Here is a 21,235-nt window from a genome sequence, read left to right on the forward strand (position 1 = left end):
AAGCCCCGGCGCGAACCGGGGCTTTTCCAAACCTCTCACACAGCTCAGGCCGTCGGCACCGGCGCCTGACCCGCCGGGGGCACCCGCGGGATCGCGGGGACCGAGGGGATCGCCGAGGGCGGGGTGTCGTCGTCGCCGCCCAGCGCCTCGCCGCGGATGACCTTGCCGATCTCTTCGCCGGTCAGGGTCTCGTATTCCAGCAGACCCTTGGCCAGCCGCTCGAACTGCTCTTCCTTCTCGATGAGGATGCGGCGGGCCTCCTGATAGCCCTCCTCGATCAGCTCGCGGACCTCTTCCTCGATCATCTCCTTGGTCTTGGCCGAGACCGAGAAGCCGCCGGTGTTGCCCGAGTAGCCCTCGTGCGCCTCGGCATAGTCCACCGCGCCGACCTTGTCCGACATCCCCCAGCGCATGACCATCGCGCGGGCCAGCGCGCTGGCCTGCTGGATGTCGCCGGCCGGGCCGTTCGAGACGCCCTCTTCGCCATACTTGATGATCTCGGCCGCCTTGCCGGCCATCGTCATAGTGATCTTCTGCTTGGCCTCGTCCTTGTGGTAGTTCAGCCGGTCCATCTCGGGCAGGCTGACCACCATCCCCAGCGCGCCGCCGCGCGGGATGATCGTGGCCTTGTAAACGGGGTCACACTTCGGCAGCGAGAGGCCGACGATGGCGTGGCCGGCCTCGTGATAGGCGGTCTTCTCCTTCTGCTCGGGGGTCAGCACCATCGAGCGGCGCTCGACGCCGAGCATCACCTTGTCCTTGGCGTTCTCGAAATCCTCCATCGTGACGAAGCGCCGACCGATGCGCGCGGCCATCAGCGCCGCCTCGTTCACGAGGTTCATCAGGTCCGCCCCCGAGAAGCCCGGCGTGCCGCGCGCGATCAGGCGCAGGTCGACGTCCGGCCCCTGCGGCACCTTTCGGGCGTGGACGTTCAGGATCTTCTCGCGGCCCTTGATGTCGGGGTTCGGCACGTGGATCTGCCGGTCGAAGCGGCCGGGACGCAGCAGCGCCGGGTCGAGCACATCCTTCCGGTTCGTGGCGGCGATGATGATGATCCCCTCGTTCGCCTCGAACCCGTCCATCTCGACCAGAAGCTGGTTCAGCGTCTGCTCGCGCTCGTCATTGCCGCCGCCGATGCCGACGCCGCGGGCGCGGCCGACCGCATCAATCTCGTCGATGAAGACGATGCAGGGGGCGGATTTCTTGGCCTGCTCGAACATGTCGCGCACGCGGCTGGCGCCAACGCCCACGAACATCTCGACGAAGTCCGAGCCCGAGATGGTGAAGAACGGCACCCCCGCCTCACCCGCGATGGCGCGGGCGAGCAGCGTCTTGCCGGTCCCCGGAGGGCCGACCAGCAGCGCGCCTTTCGGGATCTTGCCGCCGAGGCGCGAGAACTTCTGCGGGTTGCGCAGGAACTCGACGATCTCCTCGAGCTCCTCCTTCGCCTCGTCGATGCCGGCCACGTCGTCGAAGGTCACCCGGCCGTGCTTTTCGGTCAGCAGCTTGGCCTTGGACTTGCCGAAGCCCATCGCCCCGCCTTTGCCGCCGCCCTGCATCCGGTTCATCATGAAGATCCAGACGCCGATCAGCAGGATGAAGGGCAGCCAGACGCCCAGAAGCGACACGAAGCCGGACTGCTGCTGGCGCTCGACCCGCACGTCCACGTCATTGGCGATCAGCTTGTCGGCGATGTCCTCGCCCATCGGGCGCACGGTGACGTACTGGCGGTTGTCCTTGCCGGTGGCGATCACCTGCTCGCCGTCGATGGTGGCGGCGACCACCTGGTCGTTCTCGACGCGCTTGAGGAATTCGGAATAGCTGATCTGGGTGCTGTTCATCTGCGCGCTGCCACCGCCGAAGGCGTTGAACAGGGCCAGGATCATCAGGAACAGGACCACCCAGAAGGCGATGTTGCGCGCATTGCCCAAGGGCATATCCTCCGCGGGGGGAAAGCAGGTTTCGGCTGAAAATAGGCGCTCGGGCGGACGGGTTCAATGCGCCCGCAGGATGGCGAGCCAATCGGCGCGCCCGCGCAGCGGTGTGGCGGTGACCCCGGCGCCCGGATCGAGCAGCGGCAGCAGGGTGCGCCCCCCCGCCTCCACCGCCGGGGCCGAGAGCAGCGCGACACGCGGCAGGCCCGCGCCGCGCCAGTCGCGGGTGGCGAGCGCGGGGGGCGGTGTGGCGGTGACGCGGGCACCCGGAGGCAGCCCCAGAAGGCGCCAGCGGTCGTCCCAGACGGCCGAGCCGTCCGCCCCGGCCTCGGCCGCGGGGGCGCGGGCCGCCGCGGCAGGCTCGCGCAGCAGGGCCACCCCGTCCGCGCGGGGGCGGGCGATGACCCCGGCGAGCGTCGCGGGCGCACCCGCCACCAGCGCCGCCAGCAGCCGCGACAGATCGTCGCCCCGGGGGGCGTAGTCCGCCCCGGTGACCCAGCGCAGCCCGGCGGCGATCAGGCGGCGGCGCGTGTCGGCCGGTTGGGCCAGCACCGCGGGCGGCAGCAGCAGCATCCCGCGATCGGCCTCCGCCCCCTCGGCCACGGTGACGGCGTGATCGGCGAGCGCCGCCCGCGCCTCGGACAGCCACGCGGCCGACCGCGCCAGCCCCGGCACCGGCAGGTCGAGCGCGGCGATCGCCTGCCGCACCCGCACCCGGTCGAAGCCCGCGTCGTCGTTGGTGGGATCGTCGCTCCACCCCAGGCCGCGGGCGGTCAGCCAGTCGCGCAGCGCCGCCCGCCGGACCCCCAGCATCGGGCGCAGCCACAGCGTCCCGCCCTGCCGGCGCGCGGCGGCCATGCCCGACAGCCCGTCGAGCCCCGCCCCGCGCCCGAGCCGCATCACCAGCGTCTCGGCCTGATCGTCCATCGTGTGGCCCAGCGCCACCGCGCCCAGCTCGGCCCCGTCGGCCCAGTCGGCGAGCAGCCGCAGCCGCGCTGCCCGCGCCGCCGCCATCAGGTTGCCCGCGGGCGCCCGCCCCGCGTGGTCCCAGACGAGCGCCCGGTGCGGCACCCCCAGCGCGGCACAGGCGCGGGCGACGGCGGCGGCCTCGTCGCCCGAACCGGGGCGCAGGCGGTGATCGACCGTCGCCACGGCCAGCCGGACGCCACGGGCCTGCGCCCACGGCGCGGCGATGTGCAGAAGTGCGGTGGAATCGCTGCCACCCGAGACCGCCAGCCCCAGCGCGGGCAACGCCCCGGCGAGGCGGTCCAGCTCGGCGCGGACGGCCTCCTCCGGGTCGGCGGGCCCGAGCGGGTCCGTCCCCCCCGTGGGGTCAGCCGCCATCGGCGAGATCGGCCGCAGCCTCGGGGTCGGCGCTGGCCTCGGGGTCGGCACCGCCCTCGGCGGCGGGGTCGGCGGCGGGGTCTGCGTCGGCGTCCGGGGGCATCGCGGCAGGCTCGCCCTGCATCGCCGCGGCGCAGTTGGCGGCCGTGCTGCGGCGCTCGGCTTCGTCGGCCTGCGGGGTGCCGGCGAAGCGGGTGATCAGCTCGGTCAGATAGACGCAGCCGGCGCTTGGCGCCTTGCCGACGGCCGCCACGCGGGACAGGCCCAGCAGCGCGTCGGCCGCCCGCGGCCCGGTCGGCGCCGCGGCAAAGGCCGAGAGCCACGCGGCCGTCGCCCCCTTGGCGTCGCCCGCGCTGTCGAGCGCCGCGCCGCGCAGGAACTGCGCCTCGGCGGCGGCGGGGCTGTCGGCGTGGGTGCGGGCGAAGGCGGCGAAAAGCTCGGCGGCGCGGGGGAAGTCCCCCTGCTGCATCGCCGCGCTCGCGGCGTCGAAGCTGCGCCGTTCCGCGGCGGTCAGCGGCACGCCGGCGGACGGCGTGACCGGATCGGCCCCGGCGGGATGCCCCGTCGCCGGCCCGGCCGCGGCCACGGGGCCGCCCACGACTCCGGGCACGACCCCTCCCACGACCCCGCCCGTCCCCGCCGACTGGTCGCCCAGCGTCGGCGTGGTCAGCGCGCCGAGATCGCAGCCGTCCTCCATCTCGCAGAGCCGGAACTCGATGTCGCCGATCCGGTTGGTGCCGTCGCGCACCACCTGGTCGATGCGCTTGCGCAGCCGCTCGGCCTCGCCGGTGAGGCGGGCGAGGTCACGCTCCATCGCGTTCATCCGGTCGATGGCGCTGTCGCCGCCCGCGGCCTGAAAGCCCGCCGCGCCCGAGGCGTTCAGCTCGGCCCGCAGCGCCTTGAGCTCGGCGGCCAGCGCCTTGAGGTCGGCGCGAAGGTCGGCGAGCGTCCGCCCCTCGGCCGGAGCCGCGGTCGCGGGCGCAGGCGTTGCGGGGACCGCCGTCTGCGCCGCCGCGGGCCACGCGAGTGCCGACAGCACCGCGGACAGGACCAGCGCGCGGCGCATCAGACGCCGGCGCCGGGCGAGACGATGGTGACGGCGCGGCGGTTCTTGACCTGGCATTCGGGGGTCGAGCAGACCTCGACCGGCCGTTCCTTGCCGTATGAGCTGGTGCGGATGCGCCCGGCCTCGACCCCTTGCGAGACGAGGTATTCCTGCACCGCCCCGGCCCGGCGGGCCCCGAGGGCGAGGTTGTATTCGCGGGTGCCCTTCTCGTCCGAATGCCCCTCGACCACGGTCGAGAAGCTGCCGTTCTGCTTGAGCCACGCGGCCTGACGCACCAGCGTCGCGCGGGCGGTGCCGTCGAGCGTGGCGTCGTTCTCGGGGAACATCACCGTGTCGCCCGCGGTGCGGATGAAATCTGCCGCGGTCGCGGTGCCGGGCAGGTTACCGCCCCGCACCTCGCCGGTGTAGCGGGCAGGGCCGCCGGCGGTGCCGGCGTAGGGGTCGGCGACGACCACCGGCGCGGGCGGCTGGGCGCAGGCCCCGAGCAATGCCAGCGCCGCGGCCGCAGCCCCGATCCGAAACCCGTTCATCATCTCACCCACGCCCCTCTGCGGTCGCCGCGGCCCGTCGCCCGACCGATTGCTCATGGCAGCAGCGGCCCCCAGTCGGGGTCCGACGCCGCGCCCTCGATATCCAGCGGGCGCATATTGCGCCCCGTCACGTCCACGGAATGCAGCCTCGACACCCCGTCCCCGCCCGGAGTCTGCCGCGTGAACATCACCACGCGGCCATTGGGGGCCCAAGTCGGGCCCTCGTCAAGGAACGATTCAGTCAGCATTTTCTCTTCCGTGCCATCCGGGCGCATCACCCCGATGTGGAAATTGTCGCCGTTCTGGTTGGTGAAGGCGATGAGGTCACCCTTGGGCGACCAGGCGGGGGTGCCGTAGCTGCCCTCGCCAAAGCTGATCCGCTGCGGCTCGCCCGACCCGTCGGCGGGCATGACGTAGATCTGCTGGGCGCCCGACTGGTCGCTTTCGAAGACGATCTGGCGGCCGTCCGGGCTGAAGCTCGGCGAGGTCTCGATCGCCTGCGTTTCGACCATCGGCCGCTCGGCCCCGGTCGCCACGTCCATCTGCCACAGGTCGGTGTTGCCGCCCTTCTCGCGCGAATAGACGATCCAGCGCCCGTCGGGCGAGAAGGCCGGGGCGAAGCTCATCGTCCCCGCCTCCATCTTCAGCGGCCGGGACTGCACGGTGGCCACGTCCATCAGCATGATCTGCGGCATCCCGCTGGAAAAGCTGGTGTAGAGCAGCCGCTCGCCATCCGGCGAGAAGCGGGGCGAGACGACCAGATCGGCGTCATCCGTCACCCAGATCGGGTTGGCGCCGTCGTAATCCATGATCCCGATGCGCTTGAGGCGCGCGTCCTTGGGCCCGGTCTCGGACACGAAGGCCACGCGGCTGTCGAAATAGGCGGTCTCGCCGGTGATCCGCGCATAGATCTGGTCGGCGACCTTGTGGGCGACGCGGCGCCAGCCCGCGCGGGGGGCGTCGAACTGCAACCCGTCGCCGAGCGGCTGGCCCGAGAACACGTCGTAGAGCTTGAACTTCACCGTGACGTTGTCGCCGTCGAGCGCCACCGCCCCCGTCACCAGCGCCTCGGCGTTGACCGCGCGCCAGTCGGGATAGGCCACCGGCGCCTCGAACCCCTCGGGGCGGGCCACCTGCGCGTCCTCGGGGATCTCGCGGAAGAGGTCGGTGCCGGTCAGGTCCGCCGTCACCACCCGCTGGATGTCGGCGGCGAGCGCGCCCGCCCCGCCCTCGTCGAAGAACGGCACCACGGCGATCGGCATCGGCTCGACCTGGCCGCCGGTGATCTCGATCCTGAGCGGGCCCTGGTCCTCGTCGACCGCGAGCCCCGCGGCGGGGACCGCATCCTGCGCCAGCGCGGGGCTGAGCGGCGGCAGCGCCATGAGCGCGGCGAGGGCCACGGACAGGACGGGCAGGCGCGGGGTCATCTGGGCGAGGGTCATGATGCGCGTCTCCTTAATCTCGTTTGCGGCCCGGCGCCATGCGGGGCGGGCTGTGCTTTCGGCCATGCGGTCAGCGGATCCGCGCCCCGCCCTGGGGGCGGAACTCGATGATGATCTCGCGCCAGCGGGCGTATTTCTCGGCCGGCAGGCGATAGCCGTCCTGCTGCAGCGCACAGCGCAGGATCGCCCGGCGCGCCGCCTCGAAGGCCTGCGCGGCGGCCGCGTCCGAGCCGCCCTCGGCGCCGACCAGCCGCACCGTCTCGGCGTCGGGCATCCCGGCGGGCGTCATCTCGAAGGCGACCGTCACCGCCGTCCGCTGCGCGTCGCGCGACAGCGAGCCGATGTTCCAGCAGGCCTCGATCTGCATCCTGAGCCCGTCCTTTTCCCCGCGCGAGAGGGGCGGGCCGGCGCTCGCCCGACCGCCGCCGCCATCCGCGCCGGCGCCGGGCGGGGTCGGGCCCAGCGCCTCCTCGAGCGCCTGGGTCAGGGCGTCGGGCTCGTCGGGGGCGATGCGGGGGGCCTCGGCCTCCTCGCGGGCCTGCGCCTCGGCGCGGGCGCGCTCGGCCTCGGCGGCCTGCGCGAGCGCGGCGGCGGCCGCGGCGGCAGCGGCCTCCTCCTCGGCGCGGCGGCGCTCTTGCTCGGCGCGGCGCTGTTCTTCGGCCTCGGCGGCGCGGCGGGCCTCTTCGGCGGCGCGGGCCTCGGCCTGGCGTTCGGCTTCGGCTTGGCGCTCGGCGTCGGCTTGGCGCTCGGCTTCGGCTTGGCGCTCGGCTTCCTGCCGTTCGGCTTCAGCCTGGCGCTCGGCTTCCGCCTGCCGTTCCGCGTCCAGCGCAGCCTGCCGCTCGGCTTCCTCACGGGCGCGGGCCTCGGCCTCGGCGCGCTCGGCCGCCTCGGCCTCGGCGGCGGCGGCTGCGGCGGCGCGTTCGGCCTCGGCGCGGGCGGCGGCCTCGGCGGCAAGGCGCTGCGCCTCGGCCTGGGCGGCGGCCTCGGCTGCGGCCTCTGCGGCGGCCTGCTCTGCCGCCTGCGCGGCGGCCTGCCGGGCGGCGGCCTCGGCCGCTGCCTGCTCGGCCGCCGCCTGCCGTGCCGCTTCGGCGGCGGCCTCGGCGGCGGCGCGCTCGGCCAGACGCTGCCGCGCCGCGGCCACGTCGAAGGGCGCGCGCGAGCTGGTCAGCGCCGGGGGCGGCGGCGGCACGTCGGGGATGTCGGGCGCGCTCGGCGGCGGCTGCTCGAGCGTCGGGGCGGCGCCGGTCGGGCGCGGCTGCGCCAGCCCCGCGACCACGGCGCCCAAGGGCGAGGCCTCGGTCTCGGTCGAGGGCTGCTGCGGCGAGGGCGCCACCGTCGCCACCGCCACCGGCGTCTGCGGCACCTGCAGGTCCGAGAGATTCGGCGCCGCCTCGCCCGACACCTCGGGCGCGGGCAGCGCGGTCGGGTCGGCGTTCGGCGCGGGCGGCGACATGGCGACCGGGCCGCCGGCCACCACCTCGGCCGAGGGCGGGCGCGGCTGGGCGGGGGTGGCGCTGGCGGTGTCGCCCACCGGGCCCGCGCCGCGGCTGGCCGCGGCCATCGCCTCGAACTCGACCGAGCTCATCGTCTCGACCGGGGCCATGCGGATCGCCGGGGCCTGCGGGGCGCGGAACAGCGCGCCCCCCAGCGCCACCGAGGCGATCAGCCCGGCGTGCGCGACGCCCGAGATCCAGGCGCCGATCCGGCGCTCGCGCGCCTCGGTCGGGGGGAAGGGATCAGCCATTCCCCGGGGCGCCCGGCTGGGGCTGGACGGCGGGAGGCGTGGCGGAAGGGGCGGCGGGCTGGGCTGCGGGCTGGGCGGCAGGGACGGCTGCGGGCTGGACGGCCCCCGGCGCACCGGCGTCCATCGTCGGCCCGCCCGCATCCGTCACCAGCACGATGTCGTGGTAGCCGGCGGCGTTCAGCGCCCCCATCACCTGCATCACCCGCGCGTAAGCCACCGCCCCGTCCGCGCGCAGATAGATCCGTGGCGAGGCGCGCTCGGCCGCCACCGCGCGCAGGCGGGTGACGAACTCGTCCTCGGGAACCGTCGTGGTCATCAGCACCAGCGGGCCATCGGCGGGGATCGAGACGGTCAGCGGCTCTTCCGGCTCGGCCCGCACCGCCTCGGCGGCGGTCTGCGGCAGTTGCAGCGGCACGCCCACAGTCAGAAGCGGCGCGGCGACCATGAAGATGATCAGCAGCACCAGCATCACGTCCACGAAGGGGGTGACGTTGATCTCGGCCATCGGCGCGCTGCGGCGCCGCCCGCGGCGGCCCGATTGCGCGGCGCCGGCAAGGGCCGTCTTGCGGCTTCCCTTGCCGGGCAGGGGTCCGGCGCCCATCAGCTGTCCTCGATCTGGCGCGAGAGGATGGTCGAGAACTCGTCGGCAAACGCCTCGTGCGCGCCGGTGATGCGGTCGGCGTCGGTGGCGAGCTTGTTGTAGAACACCACCGCCGGGATCGCGGCGAGCAGGCCCAGCGCAGTCGCTACCAGCGCCTCGGCGATGCCGGGGGCGACCACGGCCAGGCTGGTGTTCTGGCTGAGCGCGATCCCCTCGAACGCGGTCTTGATCCCCCAGACGGTGCCGAAGAGCCCGATGAACGGCGCGGTCGAGCCTACCGTGGCAAGGAACGGCAACCCGCGGGTCAGGCGGTCGTTCTCGCGGTTGATGGCGACCGACATGGCCCGGTCGATGCGCGACGAGGCGCCGGGGATCAGCGCCCCATCATCCTTCTGCGAGCGCCGCCACTCGGTCATGCCGGCGGTGAACACCCGCTCGGCGGCGCCGCGGGCGCGGCCGTTCATGCGGTCGAAGATGTCGTCGAGCGGCTCGCCCGACCAGAAGCGGCGGTCGAAGCCTGCGGTGTCGCGGCGGGTCGCGGTCTGCACCAGCAGCTTCTGGATGATGATCGTCCAGGACCAGACCGAGGCCAGCACCAGCAGCACCATGACGATCTTGACCGTCAGCGTGGCGCGCAGGAACAGCGCGATCAGCGAGAAATCGGTGGGCGCGCCGAGAGCGACGGTGTCCATGCGGTCTGTCCCCTTGCCATGGGCCGGGCGGTCGGATGACCGCGCGATGGGCGGCGTTTTGCCGCAAGAGGGTCGCGGAAGGCCAGCCTTGGCGCAACACAGTTGCGTGCGGGGGACGCCGCGTCGGCGGCGCACCGCTGCCGCGGGGCGCCCCTCAGACCCCCAGCGCCGCGGCGACGGCGGCGGGCGGGCGCTGCGGGCGCATCACCGACAGGTCCACGCAGACCAGCGTCACGCGGGCGGTGAAGAGCACGGTGCCGTCACGCTCGACCGACTGGTCGAGCAGCATCCGCGGCCCGTCCAGCCCCACCGGCCGGGTGACGACCTCGAGCAGGTCGTCGAAGCGGCCGGGGCGCAGATAGTCCGCCTCGACCCGGCGGACGACGAAGCCGAGCCCGTGCTCAGCGTAAAGCCGGCTCTGGTCCACGCCCGCCGCGCGCAGCCACTCGCTGCGGCCCCGCTCGATGAACTTGAGGTAATTGGCGTAATAGACCACCTGCCCGAGATCGGTGTCCTCGTAATAGACGCGGACGGGAAGGCGGTGGGCCAAGGGGGTCGTGGTGGGGGTCGTGTCGGACATGGCCCGCCCTAAACCACGCGCCTCGCGGGGTGGCAAGCACCTCCCGGCCGCCTCGGGCTGGACCCAAATATCCCCGCCGGAGGCAGCCGACCTGACCACCCGCGCAGCCGCCGCCCGGACGCGCCGCGCCTACATCCGCGCCGCGAGCCGCAGCGCGTGCGCCGGGTCCGTCGCCGCCAGCGGCAGAAGCGGGTCATAGGCCGCCCGGATCAGCGCCGCGAGGTCCGGCGTGGGGGTGACGTGGGCGGCAAAGCTCAGCAGGGCGTTGACCGCCACGTCCTCGGCCAGCGCCGCCGGATGGGCGCCCGCCAGCGCCCCGCCGAGGCGCAGGAAGCTCAGGCAGGCGCGGATGCCGCCGTCCGCGTCGAAGCGCAGCAGGCGGTAGCGGTCGGCGCCCCCCTCGGCCAGCCGCGCGGGCAGCCCCGCCCGCCCGGTCAGCCGGTCGAGGTCGGGAAGCTCGGCGAGCTCCGCCCACTCGCGCACGGCAAAGACCATGAGGTTGGCGCCCATCTCGGGGTCGGTCTCGGCCATCGGGTGCCGCGCATGGGCCAGCGCCGCGGCCATCGCGGCCCGGAACACCGTCAGCGAGGCATCGTCCAGCCCGAACACCACCGGCGCCACCGGCCGCCCCCAGCGGGCGCACAGGAACTTGCCGTCCGCGCCGGTAAACAGCGCCGCGATCTCGTCGGCCGTCATCGCGCCCTGCCCCCTCACGCGCCCCGCCCCCTCACGCACCCTGCCTCGCAGCCGTCACGCCCCCGGCTCCGGCAGGCGGCGGAAGTAGCCCGGGTAGTCGCGCACCATCCCGTCCGCGTCGACGGGCAGCTCGGCGGTGAAGTGGCGGAACAGCCCCTCGTAGCGATAGCGGCCCTCGTCGAGGCAGGTGTAGCGCTGCGCCGCGTGGGTGGGGACGAAGGCGCCCTCGATCTGGCAGGGCAGCGGGACATAGGCCACGGCGATCTCGGCCGACTGCCGGGCAGCGAGGCCCAGGCGCCGGATCGGCAGCGCGTTGGTGGCGGGCGTCACGCCGATGTCGACGTCAAGGCAGCCGTCGAGCGCCGGGAGCGCCGCCCCCGTCAGGGCGTCGGTCCAGGCCCCCTGCCCGTCCGCCCGCAGCTTCAGCGCCGGGCCGCCGGCGTAGCAGAGCCAGACCTCGCGGGTGGCGCCGGCGGCATCCGTGCGGACCCGGTAATGCGCGCCGTAGAGGCTGCCGCGCTGGCCCGCCACCACCCCGTCGAGCGTCAGCCCGTCCGGCCCGTTGGTGACGTCGCAATGGTCGAGCCCCTGCCCGTCCCACCCGGTCCAGCGCAGTTGCCGCCGCATGAGCCGCCCCTCCCCGCCGCTTACGAGACGATGGTCGCCTCGGTCGCGGCGCGCAGCTCGGCCTCGGTCACGCCGTCGGCGCATTCGACGATCCTGAGCCCGCCCGGCACCACGTCGAGCACGCCGAGGTTGGTGATGATCCGGTCGACCACGCCCTTGCCGGTCAGCGGCAGGGTGCAGGCGCGCAGCACCTTGGATTCGCCCGCCTTGTTGGTGTGGTCCATCACCACCACCACGCGGCCGACGCCGGCGACGAGGTCCATCGCCCCGCCCATGCCCTTGACCAGCTTGCCGGGGATCATCCAGTTGGCGAGGTCGCCGTTCTCGGCCACCTCCATCGCGCCGAGGATGGCCATGGCGATCTTGCCGCCGCGGATCATCGCGAAGCTCTGGGCGCTGTCGAAATAGGCCGAGTGCGGCAGTTCGGTGATGGTCTGCTTGCCGGCGTTGATGAGGTCGGCGTCCTCCTCGCCCTCATAGGGGAAGGGGCCCATGCCGAGCATCCCGTTCTCGGACTGCAGGGTGACGTGCACCCCCTCGGGGATGTAGTTCGACACCAGCGTCGGGATGCCGATCCCGAGGTTGACGTACCAGCCGTCCTGCAGTTCCTGCGCGGCCCGCGCCGCCATCTGGTTGCGGTCCCAGGCCATCAGGCGTTCCCCCCGTTCGTCGCCGCCGCGGCCTCGGGCCGCTTCCTCACCGTGCGCTGTTCGATGCGTTTCTCGTGCTGGCCCTGGATCAGCCGGTGAACGTAGATCCCCGGCAGGTGGACGTGATCGGGGTCGAGCGAACCGGCGGGCACGATCTCCTCGACCTCGACCACGCAGATGCGGCCGCAGGTCGCCGCCGGTACGTTGAAGTTCCGCGCCGTCTTGCGGAACACGAGGTTGCCGGTCTCGTCGGCCTTCCACGCCTTGACGATCGAGAGGTCGGTGACGATCCCGCGTTCGAGGATGTAGTCCTCGCCGTCGAAATTCTTGACCTCCTTGCCCTCGGCGATGACCGTCCCCACCCCGGTCTTGGTGTAGAAGCCGGGAATGCCGGCGCCGCCGGCGCGCATCCGCTCGGCCAGCGTGCCCTGCGGGTTGAACTCAAGCTCGAGCTCGCCCGAGAGATACTGGCGCATGAACTCGGCGTTCTCGCCCACGTAAGAGGACTGCATCTTGGCGATCTGCTTGCTGTCGAGCAGGATGCCGAGGCCGAACCCGTCCACGCCGCAGTTGTTCGACGCGATGGTGAGGTTCTTCACCCCCGCCTTGTGGATCGCGGCAATCAGCAGCTCGGGGATGCCGCAGAGGCCGAAGCCGCCCGCGGCGATGGACATCCCGTCCTTGAGCACCCCCTCGAGTGCTGCGTCGGCGTTGTCGTAGATCTTCTGCATGGCCCCCCGCCTGTCCCCAAATCCCGGTCACGCCCGGTTCTGCACGGGGGGAAAGGGCGTGTCAACGCAGCGTCACTTAGGCGATGGGGGGCGAGGGGGCGCGCACGTCGGGGGCACCCTGCGGGTCGGGCGGTGGCCCGGGCAGGCGCGCCCCGCCGCGGCGTCGGGCGGCGGGGCGGATGGTGCGGCGGGGGCCTCAGTTCGAGGCGGTGCAGTCCTCGAGCACCCGCTCTTCCTTGCCGTTGGTCGTGGCGTAGAGATCGGCCGAGTCGCCCTTGGTCACCAGCTCGTAGGTGTAGTCGGGGTTGATGGCGGTGTAGCGCGCGCCCGACGCCGAGACGGCGATCTGCATCGGGATCAGCTCGTCCTGCTGCAGGATGGTGGCGAAGCTCGACCCGCCGGCGGTGTTCACGACCACCGCGTGCAGGATCTTGTTGCCGGCGCAGGCGTAGCTGACCGCCTCGATGCTGTCGCCCGGCGCCGGTTCGGTCGAGGGCGGGGTGGTGGCAGCCGGGGCGGCCGCCGCGGCGGGGGCGGCAGGCGCGGCGGCGGGCGCGGCTTTGGGCGCAGGGGTTTCGGCCAGCGCAGGCGCGGCGGCGCAGAGCGCGGCGAGGATCAGGGCAGAAGTCCGCATGTGATATCCCTTTCAGGGTTGCGCGTTCCCCTTGAGGGGTAGGCCGAGCCACCGCCACGGACAACCCGCCCGGCGGCACGATGGCGTGAGGCGCCCGCCGCGCGCAGCCCCGACCGGCGCGCGGGTGGCGCGGGCAGGAGCCTCCGGCGGGGATATTTGGGTCCAGCCCGAGGCGGGCGCGGCGCGCCGTCCCGGCGGGGCGGGTTGGCGGGCGCCTTGGGGGATGTCAGGCCGTGGGAGGGGGCGCGGGGCGCCCCGCTCGGGGATCGGCGGTCAGTCGGCGGGGTCGGCGGGTTTGGCCGCCTTGGGCTTGGCGGCGGGCTTGGCCTTGGTCGCGGATTTGGCGGCGGGCTTCTTCGCCGCGGCCTTGACCGGCGCCGCATCCTCTGCGGCATCCGACGTGGCCGCCGCCTTGCCGGCCGCCGGCTTCTTCGCGGCGGCCTTGGCCGTCCCGGCTTTCGCCGTGGTCTTCTTGGCCGCAGGCTTCTTCGCCGCACCAGCCTTCGTTGTGCTGGCCTTCGCCGCCGGCTTCTTCGCCGCCGCCTTGCGCGGCGCCTTGCCGCCCTTCGCGGCCTTCGCCGCGATCAGCTCCAGCGCCGCCTCGAGCGTCACCGCCTCGGGCGCCATGTCGCGCGGCAGGGTGGCGTTGACCTTGCCCCACTTCACGTAGGGCCCGAACCGCCCGTTCAGCACCTGCACCGGCCCGCCGTCCGGGTGCTCGCCCAGCTCCGCCAGCGGCGCCGCCGCCGGCGCCCGCCCGCGCGAGGCCTTCTGCGCCAGCACCTCGACCGCGCGGTTCATGCCGATGGTGAACACCTCGTCCACCTCGGGCAGGTTGGCGTATTTCGCCCCGTGCTTGACGAACGGCCCGTAGCGCCCGATCCCGGCCTCGACCACCACCCCGTCCTCGGGGTGCGGGCCGATCTCGCGCGGCAGGTCCAGCAGCATCAGCGCCCGTTCGAGGTCGACGCTCGCCGCCTCCCACCCCTTGGGGATCGAGGCGCGCGGCGGCTTGGGCACCTCGGCCGTCGCCTCGCCGCGCTGGACGTAGGGCCCGAAACGGCCGTTCCGCAGGCTGATCTCGCGGCCCTCGGGGTCGGTGCCCAGCACCGCATCGCCCAGCGCCTCGCCCTCGGGGCCCGAGAGCGGCCGGGTGTAGCGGCACTCGGGGTAGTTCGAGCAGCCGATGAACGCCCCGCCCGAGCGCGCCGTCTTGAGGTTCAGCCGCCCGCGGTGGCAGAGCGGACATTCGCGCGGATCGCCCCCGTCCGCCCGCGGCGGGTAGAGATGCGGCGCCAAGGCCTCGTCGATCGCCGTCAGCACCTCGGAGATGCGCAGCTCGCTCGTCCCCGCCAGCGCCGCGGTGAAGTCGCGCCAGAACCGCCGCAGCACCTCGCGGTACTCGCGCGAGCCCGAGGAGATGTCGTCGAGCTCGCCCTCCATGTCGGCGGTGAAGTCGTACGAGACGTAGCGCGGGAAATACTTGGTCAGGAAGATGGTGACGAGCCGCCCCTTGTCCTCGGGGATCAGCCGGTTCTTGTCCTTGCGCACATAGTCGCGGTCCTGGATCGTGGTGACGATCGAGGCATAGGTCGAGGGCCGGCCGATGCCGAGCTCTTCCATCCGCTTGACCAGCGTCGCCTCGGTATAGCGGGGCGGGGCTTGGGTGAAATGCTGGCGGCCCAGCACGGCGCGGGCGGCGTCGGCGACCAGCCCCTCGGACCCGGCGTCGAGTTCGCCCGCAAAGCCGCCTGCGACCTTGGCCGCGGGCTCCCCCTGGGCGATCTGCGGCAGGCGGGCGCTGTCCTCGCCGTCCTCGCCGTCGTCGTGGCCCTGGTCATAGACCTTAAGGAACCCGTCGAAGAGCATCACCTGCCCGGTCGCGCGCAGCCCCACCTGGCCGTCGGCCGAGCCGATCTCGACGGTGGTGCGCTCCATCCGCGCGGCTTCCATCTGACTTGCCAGCGTGCGCTTCCAGATCAGGTCGTAAAGGCGCTTCTGCTCGGGCTCGGCCGACAGCTTGTCGGGTGAGCGCATCATGTCGGTCGGACGGATGCACTCATGCGCCTCTTGCGCGTTCTTGGCCTTGTTCTTGTACATCCGCGGCGAGGCCGGCAGGTAGTCCGCCCCGAACCGCGCCTTGATCGCATCGCGGGCGGCCATCACCGCCTCGGGCGCCATGTCGATCCCGTCGGTCCGCATGTAGGTGATGTAGCCCGCCTCATAGAGCCGCTGCGCCGCGCCCATGCAGGCCTTGGCACCCATGCCGAGTTTGCGCGACGCCTCTTGCTGCAGGGTCGAGGTCATGAACGGCGGCCACGGGTTGCGGCTCGCGGGTTTCGAGGCGACCGAGGTCACCGTCAGGTCGCGGCTTTCCACCGCGGCGACCGCCAGCGCGGCGCGTTCGGCGTCGGCGAGGTCGAAGCGCTCGAGCTTCTTGCCGGCGTAGCTGACCAGCTGGGCCTGATAGGGCGCCCCCGAGGGCGTGGCGAGCGCGGCGTGGACGGACCAGTATTCGCGGGCCCGGAACGCCTCGATCTCCATCTCGCGGTCGACGATGATGCGCAGCGCCACCGACTGCACCCGCCCCGCCGAGCGCGAGCCGGGCAGCTTGCGCCACAGCACTGGCGACAGGTTGAAGCCGACGAGGTAATCCAGCGCCCGGCGGGCCAGATAGGCGTCGACCAGCGGCTGGTCGATCTCGCGCGGGTGGGCCATCGCCTCGGTCACGGCGCTCTTGGTGATGGCGTTGAAGGTGACGCGGCTCACCTGCGCCTTCTTCAGCGACGAGGCCAGCGCCTCCTTGAGGTGCCACGAGATCGCCTCGCCCTCGCGGTCGGGGTCGGTGGCGAGGATCAGGTTCGGGTCGCGGGCGAGCGCATCCTTGATCGCCTTGACGTGCTTCTTCGAGTCCGCCGCGACCTCCCACGTCATGGCGAAATCGGCGTCGGTATCGACCGAGCCGTCCTTGGGCGGCAGGTCGCGGACGTGACCGAACGAGGCCAGGACGGTGTAGTCGTCGCCCAGATACTTGTTGATCGTCTTGGCCTTGGCGGGGGATTCGACGACGACGACGGGCATGGGGCTCTCCGGGGGACGATTCGGGCGGGGAACATGGGCACCCCGGCGGGGGGTGTCAACGCCGGCCCCTGCGGCGGCCTTGGGGCCGGAGGCGGGCGGCGCGCATCTTTCTGGCGCAAGGACCCGCGGGGGAGCCCTCGGCCGGAGACGGGGGCGGCGGCCCCCTGCGAAGCGCGGATCAGGGCGCGGCGGGGACGCTCAGCTCGACCAGATTGCCATCGGGATCGCGCAGATAGACCGAGGTGAGCGGCCCCTGCGCCCCGGTCCGCGGCACCGGCCCGAGTTCGACGGCCAGCCCCGCCGCGGCGAGGTGGGCGGAGAGACCCGCCACGTCGCCCTCGACCAGAAAACACAGGTCGGCGCTGCCGGGGCGGGGGTGGGCGGCATGGGGGGCGATCTCGGCGCCGGCCGGATGCAGGTTGATCTTCTGGCCCCCGAAGGCCAGCGCCACCCGCCCCTCGCCGAAGCGGACCCGCGTCATCCCCAGCGCCTCGTAGAACGCCACCGTGGCCTCGATGTCGGCCACGGTCAGGACCAGGTGGTCGAGCGCCCGTACCCGCAGGGGCATCAGATCCCGTCGCCGACGAAGGCCTTTTCGACCACGAACTCCTTGGGGTCGCTGTTGGCGCCCTCGCGCAGCCCGAAGCCTTCCAGCACCGCCTTGACGTCGACGTTGAAGGCGAGGCTGCCGCAGACCATCGCCCGGTCCTCGGCCGGGTTCATCGCCGGCAGGCCGAGGTCGGCGAAGACCTTGCCCGAGGTCAGGTTGTCGGTGATCCGGCCCATCCGCGCGGTCGCCTCGCGCGTGGTCGTCGGGTAATAGATCAGGCGCTTGTCAAAGTCGGCGCCGAACATCTCGGTCAGCAGTTCGTCGCCGTGCAGGTTCGCCACCAGCTCGCGGCCGTAATCCAGCTCGGCGGCCTCGCGGCAGGTGTGCATCATGATCACCTGCTCGTAGCGCTCGAACGTCTCGGGGTCGCGCATGAGCGAGGCGAAGGGCGCAATGCCCGTGCCGGTGGCGAGGAACCACAGCCGCTTGCCGGGCAGCAGCGCGTCGAGCACGAGCGTGCCCACCGGCTTCGGGCGCAGGATGATCTGGTCGCCCTCGCGGATGTGCTGCAGCCGCGAGGTCAGCGGCCCGTCCGGTACCTTGATCGAGTAGAACTCGAGCTCTTCGTCCCAGTTGGGCGAGGCGATGGAATAGGCCCGCAGGATCGGCTTGCCGTTGTCGTCGGGCAGGCCGATCATCACGAACTCGCCCGAGCGGAAGCGCAGGCTGGCCGGGCGCGTCACCCGGAACGAGAACAGCCGGTCGGTCCAATGGTGCACCGCCGTCACCGTCTGCGCATCGGGCATCAGCGCCGCGGTCGAGGCGGGCTTGGCCGCGGGCGCAGCTTGCCCAAGGGTCGGGTTCGAGGCGGTGTCATCGGCCACGGGGAAATCCAGCGTCATATCAGTGTCCCGGAATATCTAGTGCAAAGCGGCCCGGGCTTCTAGCCCGCGAGCCGCGACCTGTGGTCCCAGTCGCGCCAGTCGGCGCGGGCGAGCCACTGCGGGGCCGGCTGACGGCGGGACAGCGCGGCGGGGATCTCGACCTCGTCGAAGCCCACGCGGCGGGCCATCGCATACTGGTCGGCGATCAGCCCGCCGGTGGCGCGCAGCCGCCCGCCGTAGCCCAGCTCGCGCAGGATGCGGGCGAGCGAAAAGCCGCGCCCGTCGGTCATCGCCGGAAACTCGACCGCGATCAGCGCCGCGCCGAGATGCTGGCCGAGGCTCGCCGGATCGGTGTCGGGCGGCAGGCTGACGTCCGGCGTGCCCTCGACGGGGTGGAAGCCGTCGTCGCGCACCAGCACCGGGGCGTCGGCCGCCTCGGCGCCGGGCAGCGTCACGATGGTGGCCGAGGACGCCGGCAGGGGCGCCACGGGGTCGGCGTCGGCACGGGGGCGCGGGGTCGGGGTCATCGTCGGGGCCTCGGGCTGGGTCGGGACGGAATCGGTCGGGACGGGGGTGATCGCGGCGGCGGGCACAGGCTCGGGGGCGGGTGCGGGCTCGGGCACCGCCTCGGGCGCGAGCGGCCCGCGGACGATCTTGCCGCCGATGAAGTGGATGCCGCACTCGGTCTTGGCCGAGCCGCGCCAGCGCCCGGCGCGCGGGTCCTCGCCCGGCTTCACCGGCGAGGTGCAGGGCGCGCAGCCGATCGAGGGGTAGCCGCGCGCCACCAGCGGGTGCCGGGGCAGCGCGTTCTCGTCCATGTACTCGACCACGTCCTGCGCCCGCCAGTGCGCCAGCGGATTGACCCGCAGCCGCGACGGCGCCTCGGGCTCGAAGAACTCGAGCTCGACCCGCTGGCCGCCCTGAAAGCGCTTGCGGCCCGTGATCCAGCCGTCGAACCCCGCGAGCGCGCGCTCCAGCGGCACCACCTTGCGGGCGTTGCAGCAGGCGTCGGTGTCGCGCTGGTTCAGCGTGCCGTCTGGGTCGGCGGCGGCGATCTCGTCGTCCGAGGCGCGGATCACCCGGATGTCGGTCAGGGGCAGCCGCGCGGCGATCTCGCGCTGATAGGCGAGCGTCTCGGGGAACAGCATCCCGGTGTCCACGAACAGCACCGGCGTGTCGGGCGCCGCGACCGACAGCATGTGCAGCAGCACCACCGACTCGGCGCCGAAGGACGACACCAGCGCCACCCGGCCGAGGTCGGGGTCGGCCAGCGCATGGCGCAGCACCGACACCGCCGCGTGGTTGCGGTAGCGGTCGTTGAGCGCCCGCGCCCGGTCCTCGAGCGTCAGGTCAAGCATGGGCGGCCTCGGGGTAGAGCGCGGCCTTGAAGGGCGCGGGCCCCAGCCGGCGCAGCGCGTCGATGAACCGCTCTTCGGGCGTCTCGCGGACGGCGAGATAGGCGTCGAGCAGCCGTCCGATGGCGGGCACCACCTGGTCGTAGGGGAAGCCCGCCCCGGCGCGCTCGCCGATCGCAGGCGCGTCGTAGCCGTCGCCGCCGAGCGTGATCTGGTAGTTCTCGACCCCCGCGCGATCCAGCCCGAGGATGCCGACATGGCCCAGGTGGTGATGCCCGCAGGCGTTGATGCAGCCCGAGATGCGCAGGTCGAAGGCCCCGATCTCGTCGTCGAGGTCGCGGGCGCGGACATAGGCCGCGATTTCCTGCGCGACGGGGATCGAGCGGGCGGTGGCCAGGGTGCAGAAGTCCATCCCCGGGCAGGCCACGATGTCGGTGATCCGCCCGGCGTTGGCGGTGGCGAGGCCCGCCGCCCGCAGCCCCGCATAGAGCGCCGGCAGCGCGTCGAGCGGGACGTGCGGCAGCACCACGTTCTGGTCATGCGCGATCCGCAGGTCGCCGTAGCCGTGCCGCTCGGCCAGCTCGGCGAGGGTGCGCATCTGGTCCGAGGTCGCGTCGCCCGGCGTGGCGCCGGCGGCCTTGAGCGTCACGGTGACGCTCGCGTGGCCCGGCACCCGGTGGGGCGACAGGTTGGTGTCGGTGAAGGACCGGAAGGCCGGGTCGGCGGCGCGGGCGGCCTCGTACCCCGCGGCGTCCACCTCGCGGAAGACGGGCGGGGCGAAGCGGACGCGCAGCCCGTCCAGCAGCGCCGTGTCCACGCCGCGGAAGACGGCGCGGCGGCGGGCGAACTCGGCCTCTATCTCGGCGCGCATCACGTCCAGCCCGCGCTCGGCCACGGTGATCTTGATCCGCGCCTTGTACTTGTTGTCGCGCCGGCCGCTCAGGTTGTAGGCGGCGAGGATCGCCTCGACGTAGGGCAAAAGGTCCGCGGCGGGCAGGAAGTCGCGCACCACCTGCCCCAGCATCGGCGTCCGGCCCAGGCCGCCGCCGATCCACACCTCGAAACCCAGCGCCCCGTCCTGCCGCTTGAGCCGCAGGCCGATGTCATGGGCCGGGATCACCGCCCGGTCCTTCGCCCCGCCCGAGACGGCGATCTTGAACTTGCGCGGCAGGAACTGAAACTCGGCGTGGTCGGTGGACCAGACGCGCAGCAGCTCGGCCCAGGGGCGCGGATCGTCGGCCTCATCGGCGGCGGCGCCCGCGAAGGCGTCGGTCGTCACGTTGCGGATCGTGTTGCCCGAGGTCTGGATCGCGTGCAGCCCCACATCCGCCAGCGCGTCGAGGATGTCGGGGATGTCCACCAGCGCCGGCCAGTTGAACTGGATGTTCTGGCGGGTGGTGAAATGCCCGTAGCCGCGGTCCCAGCGGTCGGCGATAGCCGCGAGCCCGCGCATCTGGTCGGGCGAGATCGTCCCGTAGGGGATCGCCACCCGCAGCATGTAGGCGTGCAGCTGCAGGTAGACGCCGTTCATCAGCCGCAGCGGCCGGAACTCGTCCTCGGTCAGGCTGCCGTCGAGCCGCCGCGCCACCTGCGCGCGGAACTGGGCCGCGCGATGGCGCAGGTAGGCCTGCCCGTCGGTATCCTGGCGGGCGGTGTCGTGGGGGGCTGCGTCAAACATGGGCGGCCTCGACGGTCAGGGGGGCGGTCAGGGGGTCGGCGGAGTTGGGGGCGGCCTGCGCGGCGCGGGCGGCGGGCTCGGTCGTCGGGCCGCTGTGGCGGAAGGCCTCGCGGAAATGGGCGGGCGCGGCACGGCCGTCGGCGGTGCGGTTCGCCTCGATCAGATAGGGGCCGACGACGACGTGGCCCTGGGCCTGCGCCTCGAGCAGCGCGAACTCGGCCAGCCCCGCGTCCTCATAGAGCGTCGCCGCGCGCGGGTCGGTGGTCCAGCCACCCGCCCCCATCCACACGCAGCGCCCGTCGCGCAGCGTGTTGGCAGTCAGCACCGCGGGCGTGGCGGGCGAGGGGGTGAAGCTCTTGGACATCGTCAGACCCTTTCGGCAATGACCAGATAATAGGAAAATCATGTTGCATTCC

At 73.1% G+C, this 21,235-nt stretch carries 19 protein-coding genes and 2 pseudogenes; all 21 read right to left on the bottom strand.

The genetic code is table 11. The annotated features are described in order from the left end of the window. Positions 1–44: 44 nt before the first annotated feature. Positions 45–1,931, bottom strand: a complete 1,887-nt coding sequence (gene ftsH, locus HGN31_RS05530; RefSeq protein WP_168782589.1) for an ATP-dependent zinc metalloprotease FtsH — start codon at positions 1,929–1,931, stop codon at positions 45–47. A 63-nt stretch (positions 1,932–1,994) separates the two neighbouring features. Continuing rightward, positions 1,995–3,278 (bottom strand): tRNA lysidine(34) synthetase TilS, encoded by a 1,284-nt coding sequence (gene tilS / locus HGN31_RS05535; protein ID WP_168782590.1) that lies wholly within the window; start codon positions 3,276–3,278, stop codon positions 1,995–1,997. Further along, on the bottom strand, positions 3,268–4,344 hold the full coding sequence (locus tag HGN31_RS16655; protein WP_168782591.1) for a tol-pal system YbgF family protein: 1,077 nt from the start codon (positions 4,342–4,344) through the stop codon (positions 3,268–3,270). Before HGN31_RS16655 ends, tilS begins: the two co-directional genes overlap by 11 nt. Further along, positions 4,344–4,874, bottom strand: coding sequence for an OmpA family protein (locus tag HGN31_RS05545; protein ID WP_036705447.1), 531 nt, complete (start codon positions 4,872–4,874; stop codon positions 4,344–4,346). Before HGN31_RS05545 ends, HGN31_RS16655 begins: the two co-directional genes overlap by 1 nt. Positions 4,875–4,927: 53 nt before the next feature. Further along, a complete protein-coding gene (gene tolB / locus HGN31_RS05550) occupies positions 4,928–6,256 on the bottom strand; it encodes a Tol-Pal system beta propeller repeat protein TolB (RefSeq protein ID WP_425325334.1) in 1,329 nt (442 codons plus the stop codon). 130 nt (positions 6,257–6,386) lie between these two features. Next, positions 6,387–8,060, bottom strand: coding sequence for a protein TolA (locus HGN31_RS05555; protein ID WP_168782592.1), 1,674 nt, complete (start codon positions 8,058–8,060; stop codon positions 6,387–6,389). Between the two features lie 103 nt (positions 8,061–8,163). Next, a pseudogene (locus tag HGN31_RS05560) lies at positions 8,164–8,661 on the bottom strand (ExbD/TolR family protein); the annotation flags it as partial. Further along, on the bottom strand, positions 8,661–9,353 hold the full coding sequence (gene tolQ / locus HGN31_RS05565; RefSeq protein WP_036705851.1) for a protein TolQ: 693 nt from the start codon (positions 9,351–9,353) through the stop codon (positions 8,661–8,663). The pseudogene HGN31_RS05560 and the gene tolQ, both read right to left, overlap by 1 nt. Positions 9,354–9,507: 154 nt before the next feature. Further along, positions 9,508–9,903 carry a tol-pal system-associated acyl-CoA thioesterase gene (gene ybgC / locus HGN31_RS05570; RefSeq protein WP_168783820.1) on the bottom strand — a complete coding sequence of 132 codons (396 nt, stop codon included), beginning with the start codon at positions 9,901–9,903 and terminating at the stop codon, positions 9,508–9,510. A gap of 159 nt (positions 9,904–10,062) precedes the next feature. Continuing rightward, positions 10,063–10,629, bottom strand: coding sequence for a hypothetical protein (locus tag HGN31_RS05575; RefSeq protein WP_036736913.1), 567 nt, complete (start codon positions 10,627–10,629; stop codon positions 10,063–10,065). A 54-nt stretch (positions 10,630–10,683) separates the two neighbouring features. Then, positions 10,684–11,256, bottom strand: a complete 573-nt coding sequence (locus tag HGN31_RS05580) for a putative glycolipid-binding domain-containing protein (protein WP_168782593.1) — start codon at positions 11,254–11,256, stop codon at positions 10,684–10,686. Positions 11,257–11,276: 20 nt separating this feature from the next. Continuing rightward, a complete protein-coding gene (locus tag HGN31_RS05585; RefSeq protein ID WP_036705695.1) occupies positions 11,277–11,906 on the bottom strand; it encodes a 3-oxoacid CoA-transferase subunit B in 630 nt (209 codons plus the stop codon). After that, complete coding sequence (locus tag HGN31_RS05590; protein WP_036712472.1) at positions 11,906–12,637, bottom strand: CoA transferase subunit A; 732 nt, start codon at positions 12,635–12,637, stop codon at positions 11,906–11,908. Before HGN31_RS05590 ends, HGN31_RS05585 begins: the two co-directional genes overlap by 1 nt. A gap of 196 nt (positions 12,638–12,833) precedes the next feature. Continuing rightward, entirely contained in the window at positions 12,834–13,271 is a 438-nt protein-coding gene (locus HGN31_RS16300; protein ID WP_211096339.1) for an MliC family protein, read from the bottom strand. A gap of 273 nt (positions 13,272–13,544) precedes the next feature. After that, positions 13,545–16,352, bottom strand: coding sequence for a type I DNA topoisomerase (gene topA, locus HGN31_RS05600; RefSeq protein ID WP_168782594.1), 2,808 nt, complete (start codon positions 16,350–16,352; stop codon positions 13,545–13,547). Positions 16,353–16,530: 178 nt separating this feature from the next. Next, positions 16,531–16,920 carry a VOC family protein gene (locus tag HGN31_RS05605; RefSeq protein ID WP_211096340.1) on the bottom strand — a complete coding sequence of 130 codons (390 nt, stop codon included), beginning with the start codon at positions 16,918–16,920 and terminating at the stop codon, positions 16,531–16,533. Next, the gene (locus HGN31_RS05610) at positions 16,920–17,708 is read right to left on the bottom strand and encodes a ferredoxin--NADP reductase (protein ID WP_036713032.1); all 789 of its coding nucleotides are present in this window, start codon (positions 17,706–17,708) and stop codon (positions 16,920–16,922) included. The genes HGN31_RS05605 and HGN31_RS05610 overlap by 1 nt, the downstream gene beginning before the upstream one ends. 137 nt (positions 17,709–17,845) lie before the next feature. Next, on the bottom strand, positions 17,846–18,313 hold the full coding sequence (locus tag HGN31_RS05615; protein WP_168783823.1) for a DUF934 domain-containing protein: 468 nt from the start codon (positions 18,311–18,313) through the stop codon (positions 17,846–17,848). A gap of 105 nt (positions 18,314–18,418) precedes the next feature. Continuing rightward, positions 18,419–19,144, bottom strand: a pseudogene (locus HGN31_RS05620) (phosphoadenylyl-sulfate reductase); the annotation flags it as partial. After that, positions 19,137–20,819 carry a nitrite/sulfite reductase gene (locus tag HGN31_RS05625; protein ID WP_168782596.1) on the bottom strand — a complete coding sequence of 561 codons (1,683 nt, stop codon included), beginning with the start codon at positions 20,817–20,819 and terminating at the stop codon, positions 19,137–19,139. The pseudogene HGN31_RS05620 and the gene HGN31_RS05625, both read right to left, overlap by 8 nt. After that, positions 20,812–21,183: a DUF2849 domain-containing protein gene (locus tag HGN31_RS05630; protein ID WP_168782597.1), complete on the bottom strand. Its 372-nt coding sequence runs from the start codon at positions 21,181–21,183 to the stop codon at positions 20,812–20,814. The genes HGN31_RS05625 and HGN31_RS05630 overlap by 8 nt, the downstream gene beginning before the upstream one ends. Between the last annotated feature and the right edge of the window lie 52 nt (positions 21,184–21,235).

Origin of the sequence: Paracoccus sanguinis (assembly GCF_012689545.1) — a bacterium.
GTDB classification, from domain to species: domain Bacteria; phylum Pseudomonadota; class Alphaproteobacteria; order Rhodobacterales; family Rhodobacteraceae; genus Paracoccus; species Paracoccus panacisoli.